The organism is Streptomyces sp. NPDC006624 (assembly GCF_040611555.1).
In the GTDB taxonomy this organism is placed as follows: domain Bacteria; phylum Actinomycetota; class Actinomycetes; order Streptomycetales; family Streptomycetaceae; genus Streptomyces.
In genome coordinates this window covers 57112-81769 of record NZ_JBEXOM010000003.1, presented here as the reverse complement: position 1 = coordinate 81769, position 24658 = coordinate 57112, and the positions used below count along the sequence as shown (strand labels likewise).

Annotated in this window: 24 protein-coding genes, 1 tRNA gene and 1 pseudogene; 11 read left to right on the top strand and 15 right to left on the bottom strand. The window is 74.0% G+C overall.

Annotated elements, in window-relative coordinates; translation table 11 throughout:
• Window positions 1-46: 46 nt before the first annotated feature.
• A complete protein-coding gene (locus tag ABZY20_RS06815; protein ID WP_356437623.1) occupies window positions 47-691 on the bottom strand; it encodes an XRE family transcriptional regulator in 645 nt (214 codons plus the stop codon).
• A gap of 314 nt (window positions 692-1005) precedes the next feature.
• On the opposite strand from ABZY20_RS06815, the gene ABZY20_RS06810 reads away from it, so the two are divergent.
• The 7 genes from ABZY20_RS06810 (at window position 1006) to ABZY20_RS06780 (ending at window position 8517) form a co-directional block, all read left to right on the top strand.
• Window positions 1006-1836 carry a hypothetical protein gene (locus ABZY20_RS06810; protein ID WP_356437620.1) on the top strand — a complete coding sequence of 277 codons (831 nt, stop codon included), beginning with the start codon at window positions 1006-1008 and terminating at the stop codon, window positions 1834-1836.
• 136 nt (window positions 1837-1972) lie between these two features.
• Window positions 1973-2785 (top strand): SAM-dependent methyltransferase, encoded by an 813-nt coding sequence (locus ABZY20_RS06805; RefSeq protein ID WP_356437617.1) that lies wholly within the window; start codon window positions 1973-1975, stop codon window positions 2783-2785.
• A 53-nt stretch (window positions 2786-2838) separates the two neighbouring features.
• The gene (locus ABZY20_RS06800) at window positions 2839-4254 is read left to right on the top strand and encodes a glutamine synthetase family protein (RefSeq protein WP_356437614.1); all 1416 of its coding nucleotides are present in this window, start codon (window positions 2839-2841) and stop codon (window positions 4252-4254) included.
• 1 nt (window position 4255) lies between these two features.
• Window positions 4256-5455: an amidohydrolase family protein gene (locus tag ABZY20_RS06795; RefSeq protein ID WP_356437612.1), complete on the top strand. Its 1200-nt coding sequence runs from the start codon at window positions 4256-4258 to the stop codon at window positions 5453-5455.
• Between the two features lie 24 nt (window positions 5456-5479).
• The gene (locus ABZY20_RS06790; protein WP_356438657.1) at window positions 5480-6007 is read left to right on the top strand and encodes an NUDIX hydrolase family protein; all 528 of its coding nucleotides are present in this window, start codon (window positions 5480-5482) and stop codon (window positions 6005-6007) included.
• A 167-nt stretch (window positions 6008-6174) separates the two neighbouring features.
• Window positions 6175-7392 carry a GAF domain-containing SpoIIE family protein phosphatase gene (locus ABZY20_RS06785; RefSeq protein WP_356438654.1) on the top strand — a complete coding sequence of 406 codons (1218 nt, stop codon included), beginning with the start codon at window positions 6175-6177 and terminating at the stop codon, window positions 7390-7392.
• Between the two features lie 93 nt (window positions 7393-7485).
• Entirely contained in the window at window positions 7486-8517 is a 1032-nt protein-coding gene (locus ABZY20_RS06780; RefSeq protein WP_356437610.1) for an MASE1 domain-containing protein, read from the top strand.
• Window positions 8518-8529: 12 nt separating this feature from the next.
• Here the strand turns inward: ABZY20_RS06780 and ABZY20_RS06775 are convergent.
• Window positions 8530-8603: transfer RNA gene (locus tag ABZY20_RS06775), tRNA-Pro, on the bottom strand.
• A 137-nt stretch (window positions 8604-8740) separates the two neighbouring features.
• Here ABZY20_RS06775 and ABZY20_RS06770 point away from each other — a divergent pair.
• On the top strand, window positions 8741-9439 hold the full coding sequence (locus ABZY20_RS06770; RefSeq protein WP_356437607.1) for a transketolase: 699 nt from the start codon (window positions 8741-8743) through the stop codon (window positions 9437-9439).
• 32 nt (window positions 9440-9471) lie between these two features.
• Window positions 9472-10383 carry a transketolase gene (locus ABZY20_RS06765; RefSeq protein WP_356437605.1) on the top strand — a complete coding sequence of 304 codons (912 nt, stop codon included), beginning with the start codon at window positions 9472-9474 and terminating at the stop codon, window positions 10381-10383.
• Between the two features lie 85 nt (window positions 10384-10468).
• Here the strand turns inward: ABZY20_RS06765 and ABZY20_RS06760 are convergent, their stop codons facing one another.
• From ABZY20_RS06760 to ABZY20_RS06705, 12 genes and pseudogenes are all read right to left on the bottom strand, one after another.
• Window positions 10469-10828, bottom strand: coding sequence for an MmcQ/YjbR family DNA-binding protein (locus ABZY20_RS06760; protein ID WP_356437603.1), 360 nt, complete (start codon window positions 10826-10828; stop codon window positions 10469-10471).
• Between the two features lie 30 nt (window positions 10829-10858).
• Window positions 10859-11396, bottom strand: a pseudogene (locus ABZY20_RS06755) (GNAT family N-acetyltransferase).
• Window positions 11396-11971, bottom strand: coding sequence for a helix-turn-helix domain-containing protein (locus ABZY20_RS06750; RefSeq protein WP_356437601.1), 576 nt, complete (start codon window positions 11969-11971; stop codon window positions 11396-11398). Before ABZY20_RS06750 ends, ABZY20_RS06755 begins: the two are co-directional and overlap by 1 nt.
• A 46-nt stretch (window positions 11972-12017) precedes the next feature.
• Window positions 12018-12920 (bottom strand): LysR family transcriptional regulator, encoded by a 903-nt coding sequence (locus ABZY20_RS06745; protein WP_356437598.1) that lies wholly within the window; start codon window positions 12918-12920, stop codon window positions 12018-12020.
• Between the two features lie 18 nt (window positions 12921-12938).
• Window positions 12939-14144, bottom strand: a complete 1206-nt coding sequence (locus ABZY20_RS06740; protein ID WP_356437595.1) for a glycine C-acetyltransferase — start codon at window positions 14142-14144, stop codon at window positions 12939-12941.
• A gap of 36 nt (window positions 14145-14180) precedes the next feature.
• Entirely contained in the window at window positions 14181-15209 is a 1029-nt protein-coding gene (gene tdh / locus ABZY20_RS06735; protein ID WP_356437592.1) for an L-threonine 3-dehydrogenase, read from the bottom strand.
• Between the two features lie 181 nt (window positions 15210-15390).
• Window positions 15391-15963 carry a GAF domain-containing protein gene (locus ABZY20_RS06730; RefSeq protein WP_356437589.1) on the bottom strand — a complete coding sequence of 191 codons (573 nt, stop codon included), beginning with the start codon at window positions 15961-15963 and terminating at the stop codon, window positions 15391-15393.
• A gap of 58 nt (window positions 15964-16021) precedes the next feature.
• The gene (locus ABZY20_RS06725) at window positions 16022-16651 is read right to left on the bottom strand and encodes an ATP/GTP-binding protein (protein ID WP_356437586.1); all 630 of its coding nucleotides are present in this window, start codon (window positions 16649-16651) and stop codon (window positions 16022-16024) included.
• Window positions 16629-17000, bottom strand: coding sequence for a DUF742 domain-containing protein (locus ABZY20_RS06720; RefSeq protein ID WP_356438652.1), 372 nt, complete (start codon window positions 16998-17000; stop codon window positions 16629-16631). The genes ABZY20_RS06725 and ABZY20_RS06720 overlap by 23 nt, the downstream gene beginning before the upstream one ends.
• 2 nt (window positions 17001-17002) lie before the next feature.
• Window positions 17003-17434, bottom strand: coding sequence for a roadblock/LC7 domain-containing protein (locus ABZY20_RS06715; protein ID WP_356437583.1), 432 nt, complete (start codon window positions 17432-17434; stop codon window positions 17003-17005).
• 68 nt (window positions 17435-17502) lie between these two features.
• Window positions 17503-19575 carry an ATP-binding protein gene (locus ABZY20_RS06710; RefSeq protein WP_356437580.1) on the bottom strand — a complete coding sequence of 691 codons (2073 nt, stop codon included), beginning with the start codon at window positions 19573-19575 and terminating at the stop codon, window positions 17503-17505.
• Between the two features lie 531 nt (window positions 19576-20106).
• Window positions 20107-21372, bottom strand: coding sequence for an MBL fold metallo-hydrolase (locus tag ABZY20_RS06705; protein ID WP_356437577.1), 1266 nt, complete (start codon window positions 21370-21372; stop codon window positions 20107-20109).
• Between the two features lie 126 nt (window positions 21373-21498).
• Between ABZY20_RS06705 and ABZY20_RS06700 the strand changes: the two genes are divergently transcribed.
• Both ABZY20_RS06700 and ABZY20_RS06695 read left to right on the top strand, forming a co-directional pair.
• Window positions 21499-22677 (top strand): Glu/Leu/Phe/Val dehydrogenase dimerization domain-containing protein, encoded by a 1179-nt coding sequence (locus ABZY20_RS06700; RefSeq protein ID WP_356437575.1) that lies wholly within the window; start codon window positions 21499-21501, stop codon window positions 22675-22677.
• Between the two features lie 66 nt (window positions 22678-22743).
• Window positions 22744-23349: a TetR/AcrR family transcriptional regulator gene (locus ABZY20_RS06695; RefSeq protein ID WP_356437572.1), complete on the top strand. Its 606-nt coding sequence runs from the start codon at window positions 22744-22746 to the stop codon at window positions 23347-23349.
• A gap of 341 nt (window positions 23350-23690) precedes the next feature.
• Here the strand turns inward: ABZY20_RS06695 and ABZY20_RS06690 are convergent, their stop codons facing one another.
• Complete coding sequence (locus tag ABZY20_RS06690; RefSeq protein WP_356438650.1) at window positions 23691-24476, bottom strand: SGNH/GDSL hydrolase family protein; 786 nt, start codon at window positions 24474-24476, stop codon at window positions 23691-23693.
• Window positions 24477-24658 lie beyond the last annotated feature (182 nt).

The following is a 24658-nucleotide window of genomic DNA, read 5'->3' as shown; positions in this document are numbered from 1 at the left end:
GTGAACGCCCGGGTGCCACGGGTGTCAAGTGTCACTGAACACAGCGTCACCGGGCATCGCCGGAGACGAACCAGACACCCACGGCCGGTACCTCTCCATCGTTGCGGTAGCGGTGGGGGGTCGTCGACTCGAAGCAGACGGAGTCGCCGGCGCGCACGGTGTACTCGTCGAAGCCGAGGGTGAGGACCAGTTCGCCGGAGGTCAGATAGCCGTACTCGGTCCCGGCGTGCCGCATCAGCGCGCCGGAGCCGGAGGAGACGCCGCCCGGCCGGTAGGTCACCAGCAGGAAGTCGACGTCCGCGCCCGGCACCCGGCCGAGCCGCTCCCACACGACCCCCGAGTCCAGCTCCAGCGTCTCGCGCTCTCCGGGCGCGGCCAGCGGGCCGATGCGCAGGCCCGGGTCGGCGGCGAGGACGGCGAGGGCGTGCGGCACGGTGCCGGGGGACGGCGGTGCGGCCGGTGCCGTCCCGCCGTCCTGCCGGGCGTCGAGGAGGGACTCGACGGAGATGCCCAGCGCGGTCGTGATCGCGTACAGGGTGCTGACGGACGGCTGGCTGCGGCCCGTCTCGATCTGGGAGACCAGGCTCGCCGACACCCCGATCTCCCGGGCCAGCGCCCGCAGGCCGGTGCCGCGCTCCAGCCGGGCCTGCCGGATGCGCTCGCCGAGGGGCGGCACGACGGCGGGGGACACGGGCGGCTCCTCTCACGGTGCGGCACGGCCGGCAGGCCGTTGCCTGTTCACCCACATTGAACAGCGTGTCCGGCGCGCCGCGCCAGAAGGGCCGGTGACCCACTGCGGTCCTCACCCACCGGGGCCCGGGTCGGGCCCTCACCCACCGGGGTCCGGGACCGGTCTTCACCCACCGGGGCCCGGGTCCGCACCGACCCGGGGGCCCGCCGGAGCGCCCGGGTCCGGGCTCACCCGAACGGTCCGACGCCGGTGGTGGGCGGCCGCCGCCGGTGGTGCGCTGAGGGCACGCGTCACGTCCCCAGGAGGCACTCCCGATGACCCGTCGCCCCGCCCGCCTTGCCCGTGCGGTCTCCTGCGCCCTCGCGGCAGGCACGCTGATGACCACCGCCGCCTGCTCGGGCGACGGCGGCACGGACGCTTCGCGGGCCCGGGGCGTCACCGCCGAACAGGCCGCGGAGCAGCAGCGGCAGACCCCCTCGCCCACCGCCACCCTCACCACGGACGGCGCCCGCATGGCGCTGATCACCGAGGCGGACATCGAGGACGACTGGACGCAGGTCAGGGACACCGAGGCGGAGAACTGGCACGACAGCCTGCTCATCGGCACGGTCGACGTCTCCGACTTCCTCACCGCCAAGGCCCAGGCCGCCTCCTGCCAGCGGCTCATCAACTCCCTCTTCGACGACGACCTGCTGGGCAGGCCGTCGGGCGCCTCCGCGCTGCGCGGCTTCGAGCAGGGCGACTCCCGCCTGCTGTACCAGGTCGCCTCCTACGAGCGGACCGACCCGGAGGACTCCCTGCACTGGATGGCGAAACTGCCGGAGAAGTGCGACCAGTTCACCGTGACCGCCGACGACGGCGGGCAGCGCACCGTCCAGGTCATCGACATCCCGCTGCCCGACGTGGGCGACGCCCGTGAGGGCCTGCGCGTCACCGTGCGCGGCTCCACCGGGGGCGAGAACGCCACGCTGACCCTGGACGTCGCCGCCGTGCGGGTCGGCGACGACGCGATCACCGTCACGGCGGGCGGGCTCGACGGCGACGAGAACGACTCCGTGGAGCAGGCGGTGAAGCAGGGCACCCCGCGTCTGAAGGACGTGCTGGCCGGCAGGACGCCCACCCCGAACCCCAGCCAGATCGAGTAGCGCGCCCCGGGCTCTCCCCCGCCGCACCCCGGCGGCCCCGCCCGCCCCGCCGATTCCCGGGACAGCGTGATCAAGGGAGCGGCACAATGGCGGCGACGGCCGGTCGCGGCCGTCACGGGCGAGGAGAGGAAGAGACGTGAGTGAGAGCCACACCCCGCCGAGCGGCTCGGCGAGGCTGAACACCGGTGTGGCGCACAACGCGCGCGTGTGGAACTACTGGATCGGCGGCAAGGACAACTACGAGGTCGACCAGCAGGTCGGCGAGCACGTCGCCGGCATGTTCCCGATCATCCGGGACATCGCCCGGGCGGACCGGGACTTCCTGGGCCGTGCCGTGTCGTTCCTGGCCGGTGAGCGCGGAGTGCGGCAGTTCCTCGACATCGGCACGGGCCTGCCGACGGCGGACAACACCCATGAGATCGCCCAGCGCATCGCCCCCGACTCGCGCATCGTCTACGTCGACAACGACCCGATCGTGCTGGTGCACGCCCGCACCCTGCTGACCGGCACCCGGGACGGCGTCACCGCCTACATCGACGCCGACGTGCACGACCCGGACGCCATCGTCGAACGCGCCGGGCAGACCCTGGATCTCACCGAGCCGGTCGCCGTGATGATGCTGGGCATCCTCAACTTCGTCCTGGACGCCGACAAGGCCCGCGACATCGTGCGCCGGGTGATGGCCGCGGTGCCGTCCGGCAGCTTCCTGGTCCTCACCCACCCGACGTTCGACGACGAACTCGGCGGCGCCGGCCAGATCCCGGCGATGGCGTTCTGGAACGAGAACGCCACGCCCCCGATCACCGCCCGCAGCGGCGCGGACATCGCGGCGTTCTTCGAGGGTCTGGAGGTGCTGGAGCCGGGCATGGTGTCGTGCGGGCAGTGGCGCGCCGAGCCCGGCACGGCCGTCGTGGTGCCCCAGTACGGCGCGGTGGCCGTGAAGCCCTGACCCGCGGCGGCGGCCGACCGCCGGGGAGGACCGAGGAGCAGCGAGGAGGACGCATGACCACCCTGGCCGATCCGGTGCCCGGCGGCCGCGCCGGCGAGGTCGAGCGGGCCACCGCGCTCAGCGGCGAACTCGCCGGGCGGGGCGTGCACGGCGTGGTGCTCGCCTATGTCGACACGGCGGGCGTCGGCCGGGTGAAGACCGTCCCGGTGGCCCGGCTCGCCTCGGCCGTCGCGTGGGGTGTCGGCATGTCGCCGGTGTTCGACACGTTCCTGGCGAACGACTCCGTCGTCACCACCGACGTCCTCGGCTCCCCCGACGGCGACCTGCGTCTCTACCCGGACCTGGACCGGCTGGTGGTGCTGGCGGGGCAGCCGGGCTGGGCGTGGGCGCCGGTCGACCGGGTCACCCAGGACGGGGAACGGCATCCCGGCTGCACGCGCACGTTGCTGCGGCGGATCGTGACCGACGCGGCGGAGCGGCACGGGCTGACCTTCCGGGCGGCCGTGGAGGTCGAGTGGACCATGGCCCGGGGCGACGCGCCGGGTGACACGTTCGTGCCCGCCACGACCGGCCCGGCCTACGGGGCCGTCCGGCAGGTCGAACTCGGCGACTGCACCGCCGAGCTGCTCCGGGCGTGCGCGGCGCAGGGCATCGACGTCGAACAGGTCCATCCCGAGTACGCTCCCGGGCAGTTCGAGATCTCGGTGGGCGCCCTCGACCCGGTGGCCGCGGCCGACCGCAGCGTCCTGGTCCGGCAGACGGTCCGGGCGGTCGCCCTGCGGCACGGCTTCCGCGTCTCCTTCGCCCCGGCCGTCGTCGGGCAGGGCGTCGGCAACGGCGGGCACGTCCACCTCTCCGCGTGGCGCGACGGCGTCAACCTGCACTCCGGGGGCGAGGGCCGGTACGGCATGACCGCGGACGCCGAGTCGTTCACGGCGGGGATCCTCGCCCACCTGCCCGCGCTCACGGCCGTGACGGCTCCGAGCCCCGCCAGCCATCTGCGGCTCAGGCCCTCCCAGTGGGCCGGGGTGTTCACCGCCTGGGGCCACGAGACCCGGGAGACCGCGCTGCGCGTCGTCACCGGCACGGCCGGGCAGCGCGACCGGGCGGCCAACCTGGAGATCAAGCCCGTCGACCTGGCCGCCAACCCCTATCTCGCCATCGGTTCCCTGATCGCCGCCGGACTGGACGGCCTCACCTCCCGCGCCGCCCTGCCCGGGGAGACCACCGGCGACCCGGCGCGGCCGGCGGCGGCCGGGACGGCGCAGGCGGCGGAGGCCCGGGGCGTCCGGCGGCTGCCGGTCACGCTGGAGCAGGCCGTCGAGGAGTTCCGCGCGGACGGGGTGCTGCGGGCGGCGCTCGGCCCGGTTCTGGCCGACGCGGTGATCGCCGTACGGCGCGGCGAGCTCGCGTCCGTCGCCGGGCTGGACGACGAGCAGGTGGCGGCCGCCTACCGGTGGGTGTACTGACGTGGGCGCGGTCCGCGAGGCGCTGGACGCGCTGGGGCTGGTCGACCACCACTGCCACGGCACCGTCACCACCGGGCTCGACCGCGCGGCCTTCGAGTCGCTGCTGACCGAGGGCGAGGCGTGGCCGGGTGTCTCGCCGTTCGACAGCCCGGTCGGCGTGGCCGTACGCCGCCACTGCGCTCCCCTGCTGGACCTGCCCCGGCACTCCCCCGCCGACGAGTACGTCGCCCGGCGCGCCGCACTCGGCCCGCGCGAGGTGCGGCGGCGCTTCCTGCGCGCCGCGGGCACGGACGTCTTCTGCGTCGACACCGGGTACGCCCCGCACCCGCTCACCACGCCGGGCGAGATCGCCGAGGCGGCGGGCGGAGCGTCGTACGAGGTCGTCCGGCTGGAGGGCGTCGCCGAGGCGGTGAGGGCGGCAGGGACGGAACCGGATGCCTACGGGGAGGCCTTCCGCGCGGCGGCGCTTGAGGCCGTGCGGCGGCCCGGTGTGGTGGCCGTGAAGTCGGTGGCGGCCTACCGCACCGGCTTCGGCCTGGACCCGGCCCGCCCCGCCGGCGAGGAGGTCACCGCGGCGGCCCGGCGCTGGTCGGCGCGCGGCGGCCGTCTCGACGACCCGGTCCTCGTCCGGCACCTGCTGTGGACCGCCGTCGACCTCGGACTGCCGCTCCAGCTGCACACCGGCTTCGGCGACGCCGACATCCGGCTGCACCGGTCCGACCCCACCCACCTCACGGACTGGCTGCACCGGATCGCCGGGACGATCCCCGTGCTGTTCCTGCACTGCTGGCCCTACCAGCGGCAGGCCGCCTACCTCTCGGCGGTCTTCGAGCAGGTGTACCTCGACGTCGGCCTCACCCTGCACCACGTCGGCCCGGCCCGGGCCGGCGCGATCCTCGCGGAGGCCCTGGAGATCACTCCGTTCCGCAAGCTGCTGTACAGCTCCGACGCCTACGGGGTGCCCGAGTTCTTCCACCTCGGGGCGCTCGCCTTCCGGCAGGGGCTGGCCGGACTGCTCCAGGACCGGGTCGACGCCGACGAGTTCTCCCTGCCGGACGCGCTGCGGATCGCGCGCTGGACCGGCCGGGACAACGCCCTGCGGGTCTACGGGCTGCCGGACGACATGCCGGGAGAGGACGGAACGGCGTGTGGACGGTCACAGTTCCCGCGGAGCGGCTATCCAGGAAGTCCGAACGGCTGAAAGTATGATCAAGCGATGTCTGACATGACCGAAACCACGCCCGGCTGGCTGTCCTCCGACGAACTGGAGATGACACGCGCCCGCATGCCGATCCTGTACGTCGAGGCCGTCCCGGTCCGCGTCGACGACAGCGGCGAAGTCACCAGTGTCGGCCTGCTGCTGCGCATCGGGCCCGACGGTACGGTCAGCCGGACACTGGTCTCCGGCCGCGTGCTCCACCACGAACGCGTCCGTGACGCCCTCCTGCGCCATCTGGAGAAGGACCTCGGCCCGGTCGCGCTGCCCCGCGTCCCCGCGTCGCTCCAGCCGTTCACCGTCGCGGAGTACTTCCCGACGCAGGGCGTCACGCCGTACCACGACCCCCGTCAGCACGCGGTGTCCCTCGCCTACATCGTGCCGGTGACGGGCGACTGCCGGCCCCGGCAGGACGCGCTCGACCTGGTGTGGTTCAGCCCGCACGAGGCCGTCTCCCCGGCGGTGCAGAGCGAGATGCCGGGCGGCCACGGGGTGCTGCTGAAGCAGGCGCTCGCGCATGCGGGATGTGTGATCTGAGGCACTAAGCTCTATCACGTGTCCGTCCTCGGCCGATGGGACGCTACGTGATGGCAGCAGACGACGACGAGCAGCTCCCGGGCCGGACTCCCTTGCCCGAACTGCACGAACGCCTGCGGTCCGAGCTGGGCCGGATCGACGACCAGTTGCGCACGCTGCTGGACGCCATGGACCGCATGCAGGGCCTGCTGGACGCGGTGGTGGCCATCAGCCGGGAGGTGGAGCTGCCGGCGGTGCTGCACCGCATCGTGACCACCGCCATGGAGCTGGTCGGCGCCCGGTACGGGGCGCTGGGCGTGCTCAGCGAGTCCGGTGAGCGCCTGGACGCGTTCATCACCGCGGGTCTGTCCACGCAGGAACGGGACAGCCTGAGCGGTACCGACCTGCCCAGCGGCCGGGGTGTCCTCGGCCATCTGATCAGCCACCCCGAGCCGCTGCGGGTCGACGACATCCCGGCCCACCCGTCCTCCGCCGGTTTCCCGCCCGGCCATCCGCACATGCGGACCCTGCTCGGCGTGGCCATCAGCGTCCGCGGCGAGATCTACGGCGATCTGTACCTCTCCGAGCGGCGCGACGGGCAGCCCTTCGACGTCCACGACGAGAACGTGGTCCTGGCACTGGCCAGCGCCGCCGGCATCGCCATCGAGAACGTCCGGCTGTTCGAGCGGGTGCGGGTCGGAGCCGAGCAGTTCCAGCGGCTGCTGCTGCCGACCCTGCCCGACCTGCGGCCGTTCACCGCCGCCGCCGTCTACCGCCCGGCGGCCGAACCCAGCCAGCTCGGCGGGGACTGGTACGACGCGATCCCGCTGCCCGGCGGTGCCGTGGCGGTCGTCATCGGTGACGTGGTCGGGCACGATCTGCAGGCCGCGGCCGCCATGGCCTCCACCCGCAACATGCTGCGCGCCCTGCTGTTCGACCGGAGCACCTCGCCCGGCGCGGTCCTGAGCCGTCTCGACCGCACTCTCCAGGCGGTCACCCCCAACCCGGTCACCACCACGACCCTGGCACGGATCGAGCCGGCGGGGCCCGGCTGGCGGCTGTGGTGGAGTTCGGCGGGTCATGTGCCGCCCCTGCTGATCACCCCGGACGGCCGGGTCGAGATCCTGTCCGCCGAGCCGGGGCTGCCCCTGGGCGTCGACCCGGAGGAGCCCCGCCCGGACCACTCCCGCCACCTGCCGCCGGACACCACGCTGGTCTTCTTCACCGACGGCCTGATCGAGCACCCCGCCCGCGCCATCGACACGAGCCTGGCCGAGCTGGCCGAGCTGGCCGCCGCCCACGCCGCCCTGCCGCTGCAGGAGTTCGCGTGCGCGCTGGCCGACCAGCACCCCAGCGACGGTCACGACGACCTCGCCCTCCTGGCCCTGCGCACCCCGCCCGCATGACGCCCGGCTCTTCCCCGCCCGGGAAGTGCGCTGGTGGAGGATCCGCGTCATCGGGCGGATGATGGTCGAAACAGCGGCGATGCGGAGGTGCCGATGACGTTCGCGCGGCACGCAGGGTCCCGGCGCGGCGCCTCGGCCGTACTGGAGATCCTCGTCGTCGCCGCGCTCTACTACGGCTCGGCCGAGCTGGGGTTCCTCCAGCAGCTGGTGCGCGGCCAGGTCACGCCCCTGTGGCCCCCGAGCGGCATCGCCCTGGCGAGCCTGCTGCTGCGCGGACCGCGGGTCTGGCCCGGGATCGCGCTGGGCGCGTTCCTGGCCAACATCACGCTCGGACCGTCCCTCGCGGCCGTCCTCGCGATCGCCGTGGGCAACACGCTCGCCCCGCTCTGCTCGTACCTGCTGCTGCGGCGCGCGGGCTTCCACACCGACCTGAACCGGCTGCGGGACGCGCTCGCGCTGATCCTCCTCGGCGCCTTCACGGGGATGCTGGTCAGCGCCTCGATCGGCAGCGGAACCCTCGCGCTGACCGATGCGCTGGACACCGGCGACTTCTGGACGACCTGGTCGGTGTGGTGGACCGGCGACGCGATGGGCGTCCTGACGGTCACCCCGCTGCTCCTGGTGCTCCCCCGGGCACGGTGGCCCAGGGGCGTCCCGCCGTCGCGCTGGGCGGAGGCGGTCCTGCTGGCACTGGCCACGGCCGGTGTCGGCGTGCTGGAGACCAACAACAGCACACCGCTGCTGTTCCTCGGCTTCCCGCTGCTGATCTGGGCCGCCTTCCGTTTCCAGCTGCCCGGGGCGGCGCCCTGCGCGCTCGCCGTCTCGATCTTCGCGATCATCGTGGCTGGCCAGCAGAAGGGCCCGTTCCTCGGCCACGACCTGTTCACCGACATGCTCACCCTGCAGGCGTTCAACGCCTCGGCCTCACTGACCGCGCTGGTACTCGGAGCCGCCGTCGCCGAACGCGCCCGCACCGAGCGCGAGATCGCGCAGGCCTGCGGGCAGCTGGCCGAGATGGCGACGAGAATCGCCACCAGCGACCGCCGCCCGCTGCTCTCCGCCGGGCGAAGGGAACAGGACGGCAAGAAGGCCGTACCGGCTGAATCCGATACGGCCTCTGAGTGACTGCCTCGACAGTCGGGACGACAGGATTTGAACCTGCGACCCCTTGACCCCCAGTCAAGTGCGCTACCAAGCTGCGCCACGTCCCGTTGCCCGTCTGACCTGGAGGTTTCCCCCGGCCGAACGCGCAGGGAAACAATACCGCACTCGTGCCGGTGATCGCGCATCCGTTTCCGTGGAGCGGCGGCTTGACCTCGACTTTGCTTGAGGTTGCACGCTCGTGGTCATGACCGAGACGACACTCACCCGCACCTACGCCGACCTGCCGGAACTCATGGGCCTGATGACCGGCGACGAGAAGCACGGCCCGGCCGCGACGTCCACGCTGGACGTGCTGTGGGTGCTGTACGACCGGGTGCTCCGGGTGGACCCGGCGCGGCGGGACGACCCGGAGCGGGACCGGTTCCTGCTGTCGAAGGGGCACGGGCCGATGGCGTACTACGCCGTGCTGGCCGCCAAGGGCTTCGTGCCGGTGGAGTGGCTGCCGGGCTTCGGCTCCTACGACTCCCCGCTCGGCCACCACCCCGACCGCACGCTCGTGCCGGGGGCCGAGATCGGCAGCGGATCCCTCGGGCACGGGCTGCCCATCGCCGTCGGCACGGCACTCGGGCTGCGCGCCCAGGGGCTCGACGAGCCGCGGGTGTGGACGCTGATCGGGGACGCCGAGCTGGACGAGGGCAGCAACCACGAGGCGATCGCCTTCGCCGGGCCCGCCGGACTCGACCGGCTGCACACCGTCGTCGTCGACAACGCCTCGGCGAGCCACGCACGGCCCGGCGGGATCGCCGCCCGCTTCGAGGCCGCGGGCTGGTCCGCGCTGACCGTCGACGGCCGTGACCACGAGGCCCTGTACGCCGCCTTCATCGCACCCCACCCGGGCCGCCCGCGCGTGGTGGTGGCGCGGGTCGAGCCCAAGTCCGCCTGACCCGCGGCCCACTGGAAAGGAATCCGTACCCCATGGACACCATGCGTGACCGTTTCGCCCCTGTCGTCTCCCGGCTGCTCGACGAGGACCCCCGGGTCGCCGTGGTCCTCGCCGAGATCGGCGTCGACGGCTTCGCCGGGGCGGCGCGCCGGCATCCCGACCGGGTCGTCAACGTCGGCATCCGGGAGCAGCTCCTGGTCGGGGCGGCGGCAGGGCTGGCGCTGACGGGGCTGCGGCCCGTCGTGCACACCTTCGCCAGCTTCCTCGTGGAGCGGCCCTTCGAGCAGCTCAAGCTGGACCTCGGGCACCAGGAGGCGGGGGCGGTGCTGGTGAGCGCGGCCGCCTCCTTCGACTGGCCGGCGGGCGGCTACACCCACATGGCGCCGGGCGACGTGGCGCTGCTCGACACCCTGGACGGCTGGACCGTCCATGTGCCGGGCCACCCGGACGAGGCCGAGACGCTGCTGCGGCACGCGGTCGCCGCGGGCGACGACAAGGTGTACGTCCGGCTCTCCGTGCAGTCCAACGCACGGGCGCTGCCCGTCGACGGGGAGCGGTTCCGCACCGTCCGCGAGGGACGCTCGGGCGTCGTGGTCGCCGTCGGGCCGATGCTCGACGCCGTGCTCGCGGCGACCGAGGGCCTGGATGTGACCGTGCTGTACGCGACGACCGTCCGTCCCTTCGACGGGGCGGCCCTGCGCCGGGCCACCGAGGCGGCCGGGACGGACGTCGTCCTGGTCGAGCCGTACCTGGCCGGCACGTCGACGGCCGCCGCGAACGACGCGCTGGCCGATGTGCCGCACCGGGTGCTGGGGCTGGGCGTCGGGCGCCGTGAACTGCGCCGGTACGGGCAGGTGGAGGAGCACGTCGCCGCGCACGGCCTCGACGCCCGCTCGCTGCGGGAGCGCATCCGGGCTTTCGCCGGGGCCGCGGCGCCCGTGTAACCCCAGAGCCCCGGTGTGACCCCGGGGCCTGGCGTGGCCCCGGGGATTGGCAGTGGCCCAGGGGCCCGGTGTGCTCCAGGGAAGTTCAGCCCGTCGCGGGCAGGCCCAGCCGGGGGTGGGCCTCCAGCAGGGACGCGGGGGCCGCCTGGCGCCAGGAGTCGGCGAGGATGTCCCGCAGTTCGGCCTCGTCGTCCAGCGCGTCGAGCCGGGCGCGCACCCAGGCGAACTGCGCCTCGTGGCCGGCGATCCAGAACTTCTCCGGCTCGGCCAGCACCAGTTCGTCGCGCTCCTCCTTGGGGCAGCGCACGGCGACGGAGGTCTCCTCCTCCGGCAGTGTGGCGAACATCTTGCCCGCGACCCGGAACGTGGGCATGCTCCAGGCGATCTTCTCCGTCGTGTCCGGCAGGGACAGGGCGATACGACGTACGTCTTCGGCATCCGGCATGGCAGGCACCGTAGCGGCTGCCGCTGACAATCACCTGGCGGGAGCCGTTGCGGGAGCCGCTGCCGCGATCCGCTTGAAGTAGATCGTCGTCGGCCGCAGCACGCCGTCGGGGCTCGCCGCGTAGTCGGGTATCGCGCCGATCGCGGTCCAGCCGGCGGAGCGGTACAGGTGCTCCGCCGGGCTGCCGGTCTCGGTGTCCAGGTGCAGCAGGGTCACCCCGGCGGCCGCGGCGGCGTCCTCGGCGACGGCCAGCAGCCGGCGGCCGAGACCGCGCCCGCGGGCGCGCGGGCACACCATCAGCTTGACGAGTTCGGCGCGGTGCCGGCTGTTGGCCTTGCCGGGAAAGGCCAGACCGACAGTGCCCAGCAGCCGGTCGCCGTCGTACGCCGCCCACACGGCGAGCCGGCCCGCGGCCACGTCGGCCGCCCTCTCCCGCCACCCAGGCGCGGGCCTCCGCGCGGTCCAGCGGGGCGAGGAAGCCGATCGAGGCGCCCGCGTCGACGGTGTCGGCCAGCAGGCCCGCCAGTTCCCCGGCGCGCTCGGTCAGCCCGGCGGCGTCCAGGCGCATCACGGCCGCACCACCGCCAGCAGATAGCGCACGCCCCCGGGAGCGGCGCACCGGAACCGGGTCGGACCCCACACCCGCATCCGCAGGCAGTCCCCGGCGCGCAGGTGGTGCTCGGTCTCCCCGGCGGTCACGTCGAGGGCGCCTTCCAGGATCCAGATGTGCTGTTCCAGGCCGGCCACGGGCGGGCGGTCGTAGGCGAGGTCGGCGCCTGCGGTCAGGTGCCCCTCGACGAGTTCCCCGCGCAGCCCGGAGTGCGGCGGCGACACCGAACGCCGGGTGAACCCGGAGGCCCGGTCCTGCCAGACGGGCTGGTCGGCGGTCCGGACCACGGGCTCGGGCCCGGCCTCGACCTCGCTGAGCAGCTGGGACATGGTGCGTCCGTAGACGGCGCAGAGGCGGTTCAGCAGGGAGGCGGTGGGGCTGATCTCCGCCCGTTCGGCCCGGGACAGGGTGGACCGGCTCACCCCGCTGCGCTCGGCCAGCTCCCCCAGGGACCAGCCCTGTCCGGCCCGCAGTTCGGCCAGGCGGGCACCCAGCCGGGTGTCGACGGGGTCCGGATCGTCGTCGCTTCTCATATCCGGGACGCTATCCCGGATATGAGACGGCGGGGTTACGGAGTCCTCACACCCGGGCCGCGGCGGCGAGCGCGTCCAGCACCGGCCTGATCAGGGGGTGCTCCTCGGCCCCCCGCCGCACGGCGGCGAAGACCCGCCGGGTGGGTGCCGTGCCGTCGACGGGGCGGACGACGACCCCGGCGAGGTCCATGCCGCGCAGCGCCGAGCGCGGCACGAGGGCCACGCCCACGTCGGCCGAGGCGAGGGCCACGACCGCGCGGAAGTCGTCCGAGGAGTGCTCCATACGGGGCTGGAATCCGGCGTTCTCGCAGGCCAGGACGACGACGTCATGGCAGGGGTTGCCCGGGTAGGGGCCGATCCAGGAGTCCTTGGCCAGTTCGGCGAGCGGCACCTCGGCCGCGTCGGCCAGGCGGTGGGTGACCGGCACGACCGCGTCGAACGGCTCCGCGTACAGCGGTACGTGGGCCAGTCGCGGGTCGTCGGCGGGCGGGGCGCCCCGGTACTCGACGGCCACGGCGACATCGACCTGCCGGTCCAGCACCATCGGCAGGCTGGCGTCGCCCTCGGCGTCCTGGACGCGGATGCGGATGCCGGGCGCCGACGCGGCGAGGCGGGCCGCCGCGGGCGCCACGACCAGGGCGATGCCGGTGGCGAAGGAGGCCACCGTGACCGTGCCGGCCGCGCCCGAGCTGTAGGCGGCCAGCTCCGCCTCGGCCCGCTCCAGCTGGGCGAGGACCGCGTTGGTGTGGTTGAGCAGGATCTCGCCCGCGGGGGTCAGCCGTACGCCCTTGGCGCCGCGCTCGACGAGCCGGTGGCCGGTCTCCTGCTCCAGCGCGGCGAGCTGCTGGGACACGGCCGACGGGGTCAGGTACAGCGCGGCGGCAGCCGCCGTGACCGTGCGGTGGTCGGCCACCGCACGGAGGATGTGGAGCCGCCGTGCCTCGATCATGCGACCGATTCTCTCAGGTCATCGGCTGTTTTCGGCCTCCAGCTCCGTCCGGGCCGCGACGAAGGCGTCCACGGCGCGGTTCACGTCGTCCGTGGAGTGCGCGGCCGACAGCTGGACGCGGATGCGGGCCTGGCCCTGCGGCACGACCGGGTAGGAGAAGCCGATCACGTACACGCCGCGCTCCAGCAGGAGTTCGGCCATGCGCCCGGCCACCGCCGCGTCCCCGATCATCACCGGGGCGATGGGGTGGTCGCCGGGGAGGACGTCGAAGCCCTCCTCGGTCATCCGGCGGCGGAACAGGGCGGTGTTCTCGGCGAGCCGGACGCGCAGGTCGTCCGCGGCCTCCAGCAGATCGAGCACCTTCAGGGAGGCGGCCGCGATCACCGGGGCCAGGGTGTTGGAGAAGAGGTACGGCCGGGAACGCTGGCGCAGCAGGGCGACGATCTCGGCGCGGGCGGCGACGTAGCCGCCGGAGGCGCCGCCGAGGGCCTTGCCGAGGGTGCCGGTGATGATGTCCACGCGGTCCAGCACGCCGTGCAGTTCGGGGGTGCCGCGACCGCCGGGGCCGACGAAGCCGACGGCGTGCGAGTCGTCGACCATGACCATGGCGTCGTAGCGGTCGGCGAGGTCGCAGATCTCGCGCAGCGGGGCCACGTAGCCGTCCATGGAGAAGACGCCGTCGGTGACGATCAGGCGGCGGCGCGCGTCGGAGGCCTCCTTCAGCCGCGCCTCCAGCTCGGCGAGGTCGCGGTTGGCGTACCGCAGGCGGCGGGCCTTGGAGAGCCGGATGCCGTCGATGATCGACGCGTGGTTGAGGGCGTCGGAGATGACCACGTCCTCGGGGCCGAGCAGCGTCTCGAAGACACCGCCGTTGGCGTCGAAGCAGGAGGAGTACAGGATCGTGTCCTCCTGGCCGAGGAACGCCGACAGGCGGGCCTCCAGTTCCTTGTGCACCTCCTGCGTGCCGCAGATGAAGCGCACCGAGGCCATGCCGTAGCCCCAGCGGTCCAGGGCCTCGTGGGCGGCGGCGATCACCTCGGGGTGGTCGGCGAGGCCGAGGTAGTTGTTGGCGCAGAAGTTGAGGACCTCGCCGGGACGGCCGCCCGCGGTGACGTTCACGGTGGCGGACTGCGGGGTGCCGATCACGCGCTCGGGCTTGTGCAGTCCGGCGGCGCGGATCTCGTCGAGGGTGGCGCGCAGGTCGTCGCGCACGGAGTCGAACATGGGAAGGCTCCTGAAAAGGCGTGCGGAAAGGGGGAGTTACGCGGTCCAGTCGAGGATGACCTTGCCGCCGCGGCCGCTCGCCGCGTCCTCGAACGCCGCCTCGTAGTCGCGGTGGCTGTAGCGGCCGGTGATGACGGGCGCCAGGTCGAGGCCGCCTTCGAGCAGCACGGACATGGCGTACCAGGTCTCGAACATCTCCCGGCCGTAGATGCCCTTGAGGGTGATCATCGAGGTGACGATCCTGGCCCAGTCGACGGGGAACTCCTCGGCTGGCAGGCCGAGCATGGCGATGCGGCCGCCGTGCGTCATGTTGGCGATCATGTCGCGCAGCGCCTCGGGGCGGCCGGACATCTCCAGGCCGATGTCGAAGCCCTCGCGCAGCCCCAGGGCGCGCTGTCCGTCGGCGATGGCCGCCCCGGACACGTCGAGCGCCAGGCTCACGCCGATCTTGCGGGCCAGCTCCAGCCGCTCCTCGCTGACGTCGGTGATCACGACGTTGCGGGCGCCGGCGTGCCGGGCCACGGCGGCGGCCATCAGGCCGATGGGGCCCGCGCCGGTGATCAGCACGTCCTCGCCGACGAGCGGGAACGACAGCGCGGTGTGCACCGCGTTGCCGAACGGGTCGAAGATGGCGGCCACGTCCAGGTCGACGGGCACCCGGTGCACCCAGACGTTCCCGGCGGGCAGGGCGACGTACTCGGCGAACGCCCCGTCGCGGCCCACGCCCAGTCCGACCGTGGCCCGGCACAGGTGGCGGCGGCCGGCCAGGCAGTTGCGGCACTTGCCGCACACCAGGTGGCCCTCGCCGCTCACCCGGTCGCCGACGGCGATGTCGGTGACGTCGCGTCCGGTCTCGACGACCTCGCCGACGAACTCGTGACCGACCACCAGCGGGGTGCGGATGGCCTGCTGCGCCCAGCCGTCCCAGGCGCGGATGTGCAGGTCCGTGCCGCAGATGCCGGTGCGCAGCACCTTGATCAGGACGTCGCCCGGCCCGATCACCGGCTCGGGGACGTCCGTGAGCCGGAGTCCGGGCTCCGCCTTCTGCTTGACCAGTGCCTTCACCGCTGCGGCTCCTGAAGGTGGGTCCCGGCTCCGGGCACGCCGAAGCAGCCCCTGGCCGGGAGAGGAGTGGAATCGCACAGCAATCTGCCGTACGGCGGTGGCACGGGTCCATCGAGGTTTTCTTAAGCGCCGCCTCAGCTTTCCTTCACGCCGTCGCCGGTAACGGCCGGGGACCGGGGCGTCAGTAGGGCAGCAGGTCGTCCCGCCCCTGGAGTTGCAGCGCGAGCCGCGCGGCGTGCTCCTTGATCGCCGTCAGCCCCGCCGTGCCCCAGGCCCGGGGCTCGACGTCGGCGACACTGACCGTGCCGAGCACCAGCCCGGCGCCGTCGATGAGGGGCGCCCCCAGATAGGAGCGGACTCCGAACTCGTCGACGACCGGGTTGCCCGCGAACCGCGGGTAGTCGCGCACGTCCTCCAGGGCCAGGGCCTTGCGACGCGCCACCACGTGGGGGCAGAAACCATGGTCGCGGGGCAGGGTGCGGCCGAGGTGAGGGCTGGTGCCGTCGTCGCGCACCAGGGGCGCCACGGCCGGCACGCACAGGCCCGCGTAGAACTGGCCTTGTTCACCGGGGAAGTTGACCATGGCGTACGGCGCCCCGGTGAGCTCGGCGAGGCGGTACGCGAAGGCGTCGAGTGCGGGTTCGGGGTGTTCCCCCAGGCCCAGCCCGCGCAGCCGGCGGGCGCGGGCGGGGGCCTCCGTGTCCTCGGGTGTGAGGAGCAGACGACCGGCCGGGCGCGGCGGGTCGTAGCTCATGGGCGGGCTCCCGGGGTGTGGGCATGCGTCATACGGGACTCCTGACGGGTCGGGCGGATCACCGGTGGGCGCCGGACCCCGTCGCGGGGGCGGGCGTGTGGTCGATGAGGTGGCGTACCAGGGTCAGCAGGGTCTGCACCCCGGAGCTGGAGATCCGGGCGTCGCAGCACACGACGGGGACCTCGTCGGGCAGGTCGAGGGCGCCTCGCACCTCCTCGGGGTCGTAGCGGTGGGCGCCGTCGAACTCGTTGACGGCGACGATGAAGCCGAGCCCGCGCTGCTCGAAGAAGTCGACGGCCGCGAAGCACTCCTGCAGCCTGCGGGTGTCGGCGAGGATCACCGCTCCGAGCGCGCCCTCGCACAACTCGTCCCACATGAACCAGAACCGCTCCTGCCCGGGGGTGCCGAACAAGTACAGCACGTTGCGCGGGTCGAGGGTGATGCGGCCGAAGTCCATGGCCACGGTCGTCTCGACCTTGTTCTCGATGCCGTCGAGGTTGTCGGTCGCGGCACTGACGGTGGTGAGCAGCTCCTCCGTGCTGAGCGGCGCGATCTCGCTGACCGCGCCGACGAAGGTCGTCTTGCCCACGCCGAATCCGCCCGCCACGAGGATCTTCAGCGCGGTGGGGAACGGGTCGGCGCCGTGGCCCGGTCCGCCGGCGTGGTCAAAGCTGTCGTCGTAGTCCATCGAGCACTGCCTCCAGAAGGGCCCGGTCCGTCGGGTTGTGGTGGAACGCGGGGGGCTTGGTGGTGAGCGCCCCGCAGTCGACGAGGTCCGCCAGCAGCACCTTGGTGACGGCCACCGGCAGTCCCAGATGGGCGGCGACCTCGGCGACCGGGACGGGCGCGCGGCACAGGTCGAGCGCCTGCGCGTGCTCAGGGCCGAGGTAGCCGAGGGGGGTCGCCCCGGTGGCCATCAGCTGCGACATGAGGTCGAGCGCGACGGTGGGAAGGGTGCGGCCGTTGCTGACCGTGAACGGGCGCACCAGCCGCCCGGCCGCGTCGTCGAGCCAGGGCCCGTCACCGGCCGCCGTCACGCTCAAGGCCTCATCGCCGGGGATTCGACGGACTGCCGGGGAGCGGTCACCAGGTACGGCCGGACGCTCTTGACCAGCATCGCCATCTCGTAGCCGAGCACCGCCGCGTCGGCCTCCCGGCCGGCCAGCACAGCCAGGCAGGTGCCGGAGCCGGCGGTGGTGACGAACAGCAGGGTCGAGGCGAGTTCGACCACCACCTGCCGTACGTCGCCGCTGTCGCCGAAGCGGACACCGGCGCTGCGGCCGAGGGAGTACAGGCCGGAGGCCAGGGCGGCCATGTGGTCGGCGCTGTCCGGGTCGAGGCCGTGCACGGACTTCACGAGCCCGTCGCAGGACAGCAGCACGGCCGCGGTCGTGTGCGGCACACGCTGCACGAGGCCGCTCATCAGCCAGTCGAGATCGGATACCTGGGCGGTCGGCGCGTCGCTCGCCATGGTGGATCGACTCCTTGGGGTACGAAGGTCTGCGGGAGCGCTGGGGGTGGGGGTGGACACGGAGGTGGTCATCCGGCGGGTGCGCTCCCGTCGTGCCGGGTGGGGGTGTGGTCGGTGCGGGACGCGGCCGTCTCGCCGTGCGTGCCGGCTGCCCCGGTCGCGCGCGCGGCGTCCCCGCGCCCGCGGGCCTGGCCGGCCGGTGGGGACAGCTCGGCGGGGAACGGCTCCAGGCGGACCGGCTGCAGGGGGACGGGATCGCCGTGGGCGGGCTCCGGGTGCGCGGGCTCCGCGCCACGCGGCTCGGTCTCCATGTGCTGCTGGGCCTCGGCGAGGCCGATGCCGCGCTGGAAGGCCGCTATCAGGCCCGGGTCGTGGCCGGCCGGGAGTCCGTCGTCCGGGCGCGGCAGGGGGCCGTCGCGCAGTTGCGGTGCGATGTGCTCCTGGGCGCGGCGGCGGGGCAGTTGGGGCTTGCCCATGGTGCCGCGTACCGCGCCGTTGCGCGGGGTGGGCGGCGCGGTGCCGTGCTCGGCGAGGACGCGCCGGTCGCCGGGGCTGATGCCGGGCCGCGCCTCGGCGGGGGTGGGCCGTTCCCGGCGGGCCCCGCGCACGGGCAGCGGGGCGGGGCGGGCGCCGTCGGCGGTCCGGCCGGGGGCCGGGGCGGGCGCGGAGTGCCGTCCCCGGGACGCGGGGGGTGCCGCGGGCGGGTCGGACAGCCGGGTCCCGGGCGCGGGCGGGACGGGCCGCCGGGTCCCGGGCGCGGGCACGGGTGCTGCGGAGGGCGGTACGGCCGTGCCGCCCGTGACCGGGATCAGCCCTCCGCCGGTCGTGCCACCGGCTCGGGAGCCCTGCCCGGCAGCGGCACCGGCCGGTCCGTCCTGCCCCGCCCGCCCGGTTCCGGTCCCCGGTCCGGCTTCGAGCGCCCCTGCCTCGGCGCCCAGCACCGCCTGCGGCACGACGAGCACCGCCTGCACACCGCCGTAGATGTTGCTCTGCAGCCGGACGGTGATGCCGTGCCGCCGGGCCAGCTGCGAGACGACGAACAGCCCGATCCGGCCGTCCGCGAGGAGCCGGGCGACGTTCACCTGGTCCGGGTCGGCGAGCAGGGCGTTCATCCGCGTCTGCTCCTCGACGGGCATGCCGAGTCCGCGGTCCTCGACCTCGACGGCGAGCCCGGAGGTGACGAGGCTGGCGCGGAGCAGCACCTGGGTGTGCGGGGCGGAGAACACCGTGGCGTTCTCGACGAGTTCGGCCAGCAGGTGGATGACGTCGGCGACGGCGTGGCCGCGCAGGGTGCCGTCGATCGGCGGGACGAGTCTCACCCGCGAGTACTGCTCGACCTCGGCGATGGCCGACCGCAGCACCTCGGTCATGGAGACCGGTCTGCTCCACTGCCGCCGGGAGACGGCCCCGCCGAGCACGGCGAGGTTCTCGGCGTGGCGGCGGATGCGGGTGGCGAGGTGGTCGACGTGGAAGAGCCCCTTGAGCAGCTCGGGGTCCTCCATCTCGTTCTCCAGCTCGTCGAGGAGGGAGATCTCGCGGTGGACGAGTGACTGCAGACGCCGGGCGAGGTTGACGAAGACCTCGAGCTTCTGCTCGCTGCCCGCCTGGCTGGACAGCTGGGAGGCCTGCACGACGGCGGTGACGGCGCCGTCGTGCGCGCGGGCCAGGTCGGCGCCGAGGAGGTCGAACTCGTCGGCGTCCTCGGCGGGTTGGCCGCGGTGGCCCTGCGGGCTGTGCTGTGGGGGTCCGTCGCCGCGGCGCAGTGTCTCGACCAGGGTGCGCAGGTCGGCCTCGCGGCGGGCGGTGGTGCGGCGCAGGACGCCGATGCGGTCGCGCACGGACCTGGCGGCCCGGTTGGCGGCCACGGCGGCGACGGCGATGGCGACGAGGGTCACGAACACCGCGCCGCCGAGCACGGCCCACAGGGTGGGGCCCGGCCGGGCTCCGGTGGAGCGGACCGTGAAGAGGACGGCGGCGCAGCCGCTGAGGGCGACGGCGACGGGCGGCAGTACGGCCAGGCGCAGCAGCTGGGGCCGTATGTGGGTCTCGGGCAGCGCGGGTGCGGTGCGGGCGGCCGGACGCCCGTGCCGCCCGCCCTCACGGCGGTCTGCGCGTGCGGCCGGGGCGCGGAGGTGAGACATCGGTGTCCTCGTACTGGTCCGTCGGGCCTGGGTGCCGGGGGGGCTTGCGGGGGTGCGGCCGGGTTCGCGCGGCCGCTGCCGTGCGTCCCGGGCCGTGTGCCCGGACTCGCCTCGCGGCCGGCCGGCGCCGGCGCGTGCGGGTTCCGCGTGCCGCCCGGAGCCGGGAGCCGGGGCGGCGCCGGTACCGGCGTCGGTGGTGCGCGGGCAGCGGGGATCCCCGCCGCCGCGACTCCCTCGTCCGCCTTGCGCCCGCACGTGCCGGCCCCCCGCTCCTTGATCCGTCCTGCTTCCCGACGGCCACTGACAGTAGTTGCCACCGCATCATGTGCGGTGGGCAGTTGACAAACTCATGCGGTGAGCGTCCCGCTCTGGTATGAGCGCTCGTACGACAGACCGATAACCGCGCCGCACACCCGAACTCGAAGAGAAACGAACCGATCAGACCTGGTCAGCAGTGGTCACACGCAAAGGCGAGGGCCGGGGAGCCTCACGCTCCCCGGCCCTCGCCGTGTGTCCGCCGTACGCCCCGGGTCAGCCCGTCGGCAGCCGCTCCGGGCTTCCGGAGCCGTCCGAGGCGCCCTCATTGCGGTCACTCTCCGCATTGGCCTGGGCCATGGCTGCCGCGTCCGTGGCGCTCTTGACCACGGCCTCGGTGACGACCTCCGCGGCCGGACCGCCGCCCGGCGCCTCGACCGCCACCCCGCGCCACCACGGCTCGGACGGGACGGCTCCGGACGTCGGCTCGAAGGGCTCGCCCGGCCGGGGCAGGGCGATCCGGGCCCCCGCCGCACGGGCGGCCGCGACCGTCCCCTCACCGGGCTCCGCCCAGGGGTGCGTGGCCAGGTTGAAGGTGGCCCAGTGGATCGGCAGCATCGGACCGTGCTCCGGTCCGCCCTGCAGGTCGAGGTGGGCGCGCATGCCCTCCTCGGGCGTCATGTGGATGTCGGGCCAGAAGTCCGAGTACGCGCCGATCTGGATCATCGTCGCGTCGAACGGGCCGTGGTCGGCGCCGATCTGCCGGAAGCCGTCGAAGTAGCCGGTGTCTCCGCTGTGGTAGATCCGGTGCTCCTCACCGGCGACGACCCAGGAGGCCCACAGGGTGTGCTGGGTGTTGCGCAGGCCGCGGCCGCAGAAGTGGCGGGCCGGGGTGGCGGTGAGGGTGAGGCCGCCGATCTCCGTGGACTCGTGCCAGTCCAGTTCGCGCAGCCGGCTCGCGGCCACGCCCCAGTGCTCCAGGTGCGCGCCCACGCCGAGCGGCACGGCGAACAGGGTGTCCGTGCCGGCCAGCGCCTTGATGCTGGGCAGGTCCAGGTGGTCGTAGTGGTCGTGCGAGATGACCACCACGTCGACCGGGCCGAGCGCGGCCAGCGGCGCGGGCACCGGGTGCAGCCGCTTCGGTCCGGCGAAGGAGAACGGGGAGCAGCGCCGCCCCCACACCGGGTCGAACAGCACCCGCCGGCCGTCGATCTCGGCGAGCACGCTGGAGTGCCCCGTCCACGTCAGCCGCAGACCGGTGGCCGGGGGCCGGGCGAGGTCGGCCAGGGTGGAGGCGTACACCGGCACCGCGCCCTTCGGGGAGCGGCGGGGCCGGGTGTCCTTGTCGAAGAAGGCCTTCGCGAAGTCCAGGGTCGAGCCCGAGGGCCGGGTCCGGGCGGGGCCGCCGGGGTTCTGGAAGACCCCGTCCTTGAAGTGGGGCGATCTGCGGATGCGCGCCATGCGCTCCCCGCGCGGGTCCGCGCCGAACGCTTCGGGGCGCAGTGCGCGCAGCCCGGAGCTCAGGGGACGGAAGCCTGCCACGGTACCTCCAGGTGGAGTCGGTCAGGTTTTCCATTATGGTCCGTCTCTTCGGCAACCCCCGGGCGCAGGGGCCCCACCGGGCACGATACTGATCGGCGATTCAGCAACCCACCGAAGGAGCCCTCCATGGCCGGCCCTCTGCTGTCCCTCACCTGGACCGACCACGTCACCGGACGGCAGGGCCACCTGGTCGTCGACCGGCTGGTGCGCGGCGTCGCCAGCGGCGGTCTGCGGATGCGCCCCGGCTGCACCCTGGAGGAGGTGACCGGCCTGGCGCGCGGCATGACGATGAAGGAGGCCCTGCACTACGACCCGGCCGCGCGCTACGTCCCGCTCGGCGGCGCCAAGGGCGGCATCGACTGCGATCCGCGGGACCCGGAGGCGTACCCGCTGCTGGTGCGCTACCTGCGCGCCATGCGGCCGTACCTCGAGAGCTGCTGGACGACGGGTGAGGACCTCGGGCTCTCCCAGGACCTGATCGACCGGGCCGCCGCCGAGGCGGGACTGGTCTCCTCGATCCAGGCCGTGTATCCGCTGCTGGACGACGAGGCCGAGGCCCGGCGACGGCTCGCGGACGCCTTCGCCGTCGAGGTGGACGGCATCGGGCTGGACGAGCTGGCCGGCGGCTGCGGCGTCGCCGAGGCGGCGCTCACCGCGCTGGACCGGGCCGGGGTGCCGTACGCGGGGACCCGGGTCGCCCTCCAGGGGTTCGGCACCATGGGCGGGGCGAGCGCGCGGTTCCTCGCGCGCGCGGGACTCACGGTCGTGGCGGTCGCCGACCTCAAGGGCACGATCGCCAACCCGGCGGGCCTCGACGTCGAGGCGCTGCTCGCCGCCCGGGACCCGCACGGCATCGTCGACCGCTGCGCGTTGCGCCCCGGCGACCTCGAACTGCCCGGCGACGCCTGGCTGTCGGCGGACGCGGAGGTGCTGGTGCCGGCGGCGGTGTCGTACGCGATCGACACCGGGAACCAGGAGCGGATCACCGCCCGTTGGGTGGTGGAGGCGGCGAACATGCCGGTACTGCCGGAGGCGGAGCCGCTGCTGGCCGCCCGGGGCGTGACCGTGCTGCCGGACGTCGTGGTCAACTCCGGTACGAACGCCTGGTGGTGGTGGACCCTGTTCGGGGACATCGGGGCCGACGCCGAGGAGGCGTTCACCCACACGCGCCGCTCCATGCGGGCTCTGGTCGGGCGGATGCTGGCCCGCGCGGAGGCCGACGGGACGACCCCGCGGGCCGCCGCGCACGCGATCGCCGCGGACCGGCTCCCGGTGATGGCGGAACGCTTCGGCTGGTACCGCTGAGGCAGCGCCGCCGCGGCGGCGGATCCGCGCGCCGGCCGGCCGCGGGGGCGTGGGTAGGGTGACGGCGTGACGAGAGTCCGGTTGAGCGTGGCGGAGCGGCGTGGGGAACTGCTGCGGGCCGCCGTCGAGCAGATCGAGGCCCGGGGTGTGGCGGCGGTGCGCATCGCCGACGTGGCCTCGGCGCTCGGGGTGAGCAACGCGCTGGTGCTGTACCACTTCTCCACGAAGGAGCAGCTGGTCGCCGCCGCGTTCCGGCACGCGGCCGAGGCCGACCTCGCGCGGCTGCGCAAACTGCTCGGCCGCCGCACGTCGGCGCTGCGCCGGCTGCGGTCGGCCGTCCGGTGGTACGCCCCGACCGGTCAGGCCAAGGGCTGGCGGCTGTGGATCGAGGGCTGGGCGGTCGCCCTGCGCGAGCCCGCCCTGCGGGAGGTCGCCGAGGACCTCGACCGGCGGTGGAAGGCGGCTCTCGCCGAGGTCATCGCGGAGGGCGTGGCGGCCGGCGAGTTCCCCTGCCCGGACCCCCGGGCCGCGGCCCTTCGCCTCACGGCCTTCCTCGACGGCCTGGCCGTTCAGCTGACGTCCTATCCGGGCTCACTGCCCCGGGCCCGGGCCCAGCAGTGGGCGGAGGAGGCCCTGACCCGCGAACTGGGCGCGACGCCCGCCCACCGGTGAGCGACCCGGCGTACCGCTGAGGGACGGCGGCAGGGGCTGCCGACCGCCCCTGGCGCCATGCGGGCCTGGGGCGGGCGGGCCCCGACTTCTCATCTACGCACGGCACGTGGCCGACAGCGAGACATACCGCGCCGCTGCCCCGGCGGCACGAGGGCAGCGGATCGCGGATCGCCCTCACCGGGACGCGCCCACGGCACGGCACCCCCAACTGCCGCTTCGCACACGGGACGTGGCCGACAGGCGCGTCCGCCCTCAGCCATGAGCGCGTCCACTCCCCGTCAGCCGGTGTGGCGCCTCCCACCGGAACCGCCACGGACCACCGCCCCATCAAGCCGTCGCCGCTACGCCACCGCCGCGATCCGCGACCGGATGTCGTCCGGGGACAGCGCGCCCTTCGCGGTCACGTGGTCGCCCGACGACTCCCCGCGCAACCGCCGCCCGATCCACGGCACCAGGAACTGCCGAGCCCAGTGCACATCGTCGCGCCGGACCTCGAGGGTGCCGCGCGGCGGGAGCGGGGGCCACTCCTGCTCGGGGTCGGCCGGTACCTCGATGCCGAGCACCTGGCCCGCGCGGAGCGCGACCCGGGTGTGCCCCTCCGGCGACAGGTGCAGCCGGTCCGCGTCCCACGCCCTGCGGTCCCGCACACTGCGCAGGGACCACAGGTCGAGCACCGGGCAGCCGTACCGGTCGGCGATGGCACGGACGTGCCCGTTGTAGGTGGCGATCTTGCCGCGCAGATGCTTCAGCACGGGCATGCCGCGCGTGTCGAACCCGGTCGTCACCATGACCGTGCCGGCCGCGGCGGCGAGCGGGGCGAGGGCCCGCTCGAAGCGCTCGGCCAGCTCGTCCGGATCGGTGCCGGGACGGAGGATGTCGTTGCCCCCGGCGCAGAACGAGACGAGGTCCGGAGCCATCTGGATGGCCCGCGGCACCTGGTCCGCCACGATCTGGTCGAGGAGCTTCCCGCGCACGGCGAGGTTCGTGTACCGGAAGTCGCCTTCGGGCCGGCGGTCGGCGAGCAGGACGGCGAACCGGTCGGCCCAGCCGACGAACGCCCCGTCGGGGCCGGGGTCACCGACGCCCTCGGTGAAGCTGTCCCCCACCGCCACGTACGACCCGATCACTACTCTGCTGTCACTCTTCGAATCGTCTGCCACAGCCGTTCATGATTCACCCTCGAATGTGACCTACGCGACCGTAGGAAGGGGTTGACGGGCGGTGAGATAAGCCACTTCCCAAGTGTTCGCCAATTCCGGAATAGGCGGCCCGACGGGGGCGTTGGCGGGCGAGCCGAAGGCCGGACCCG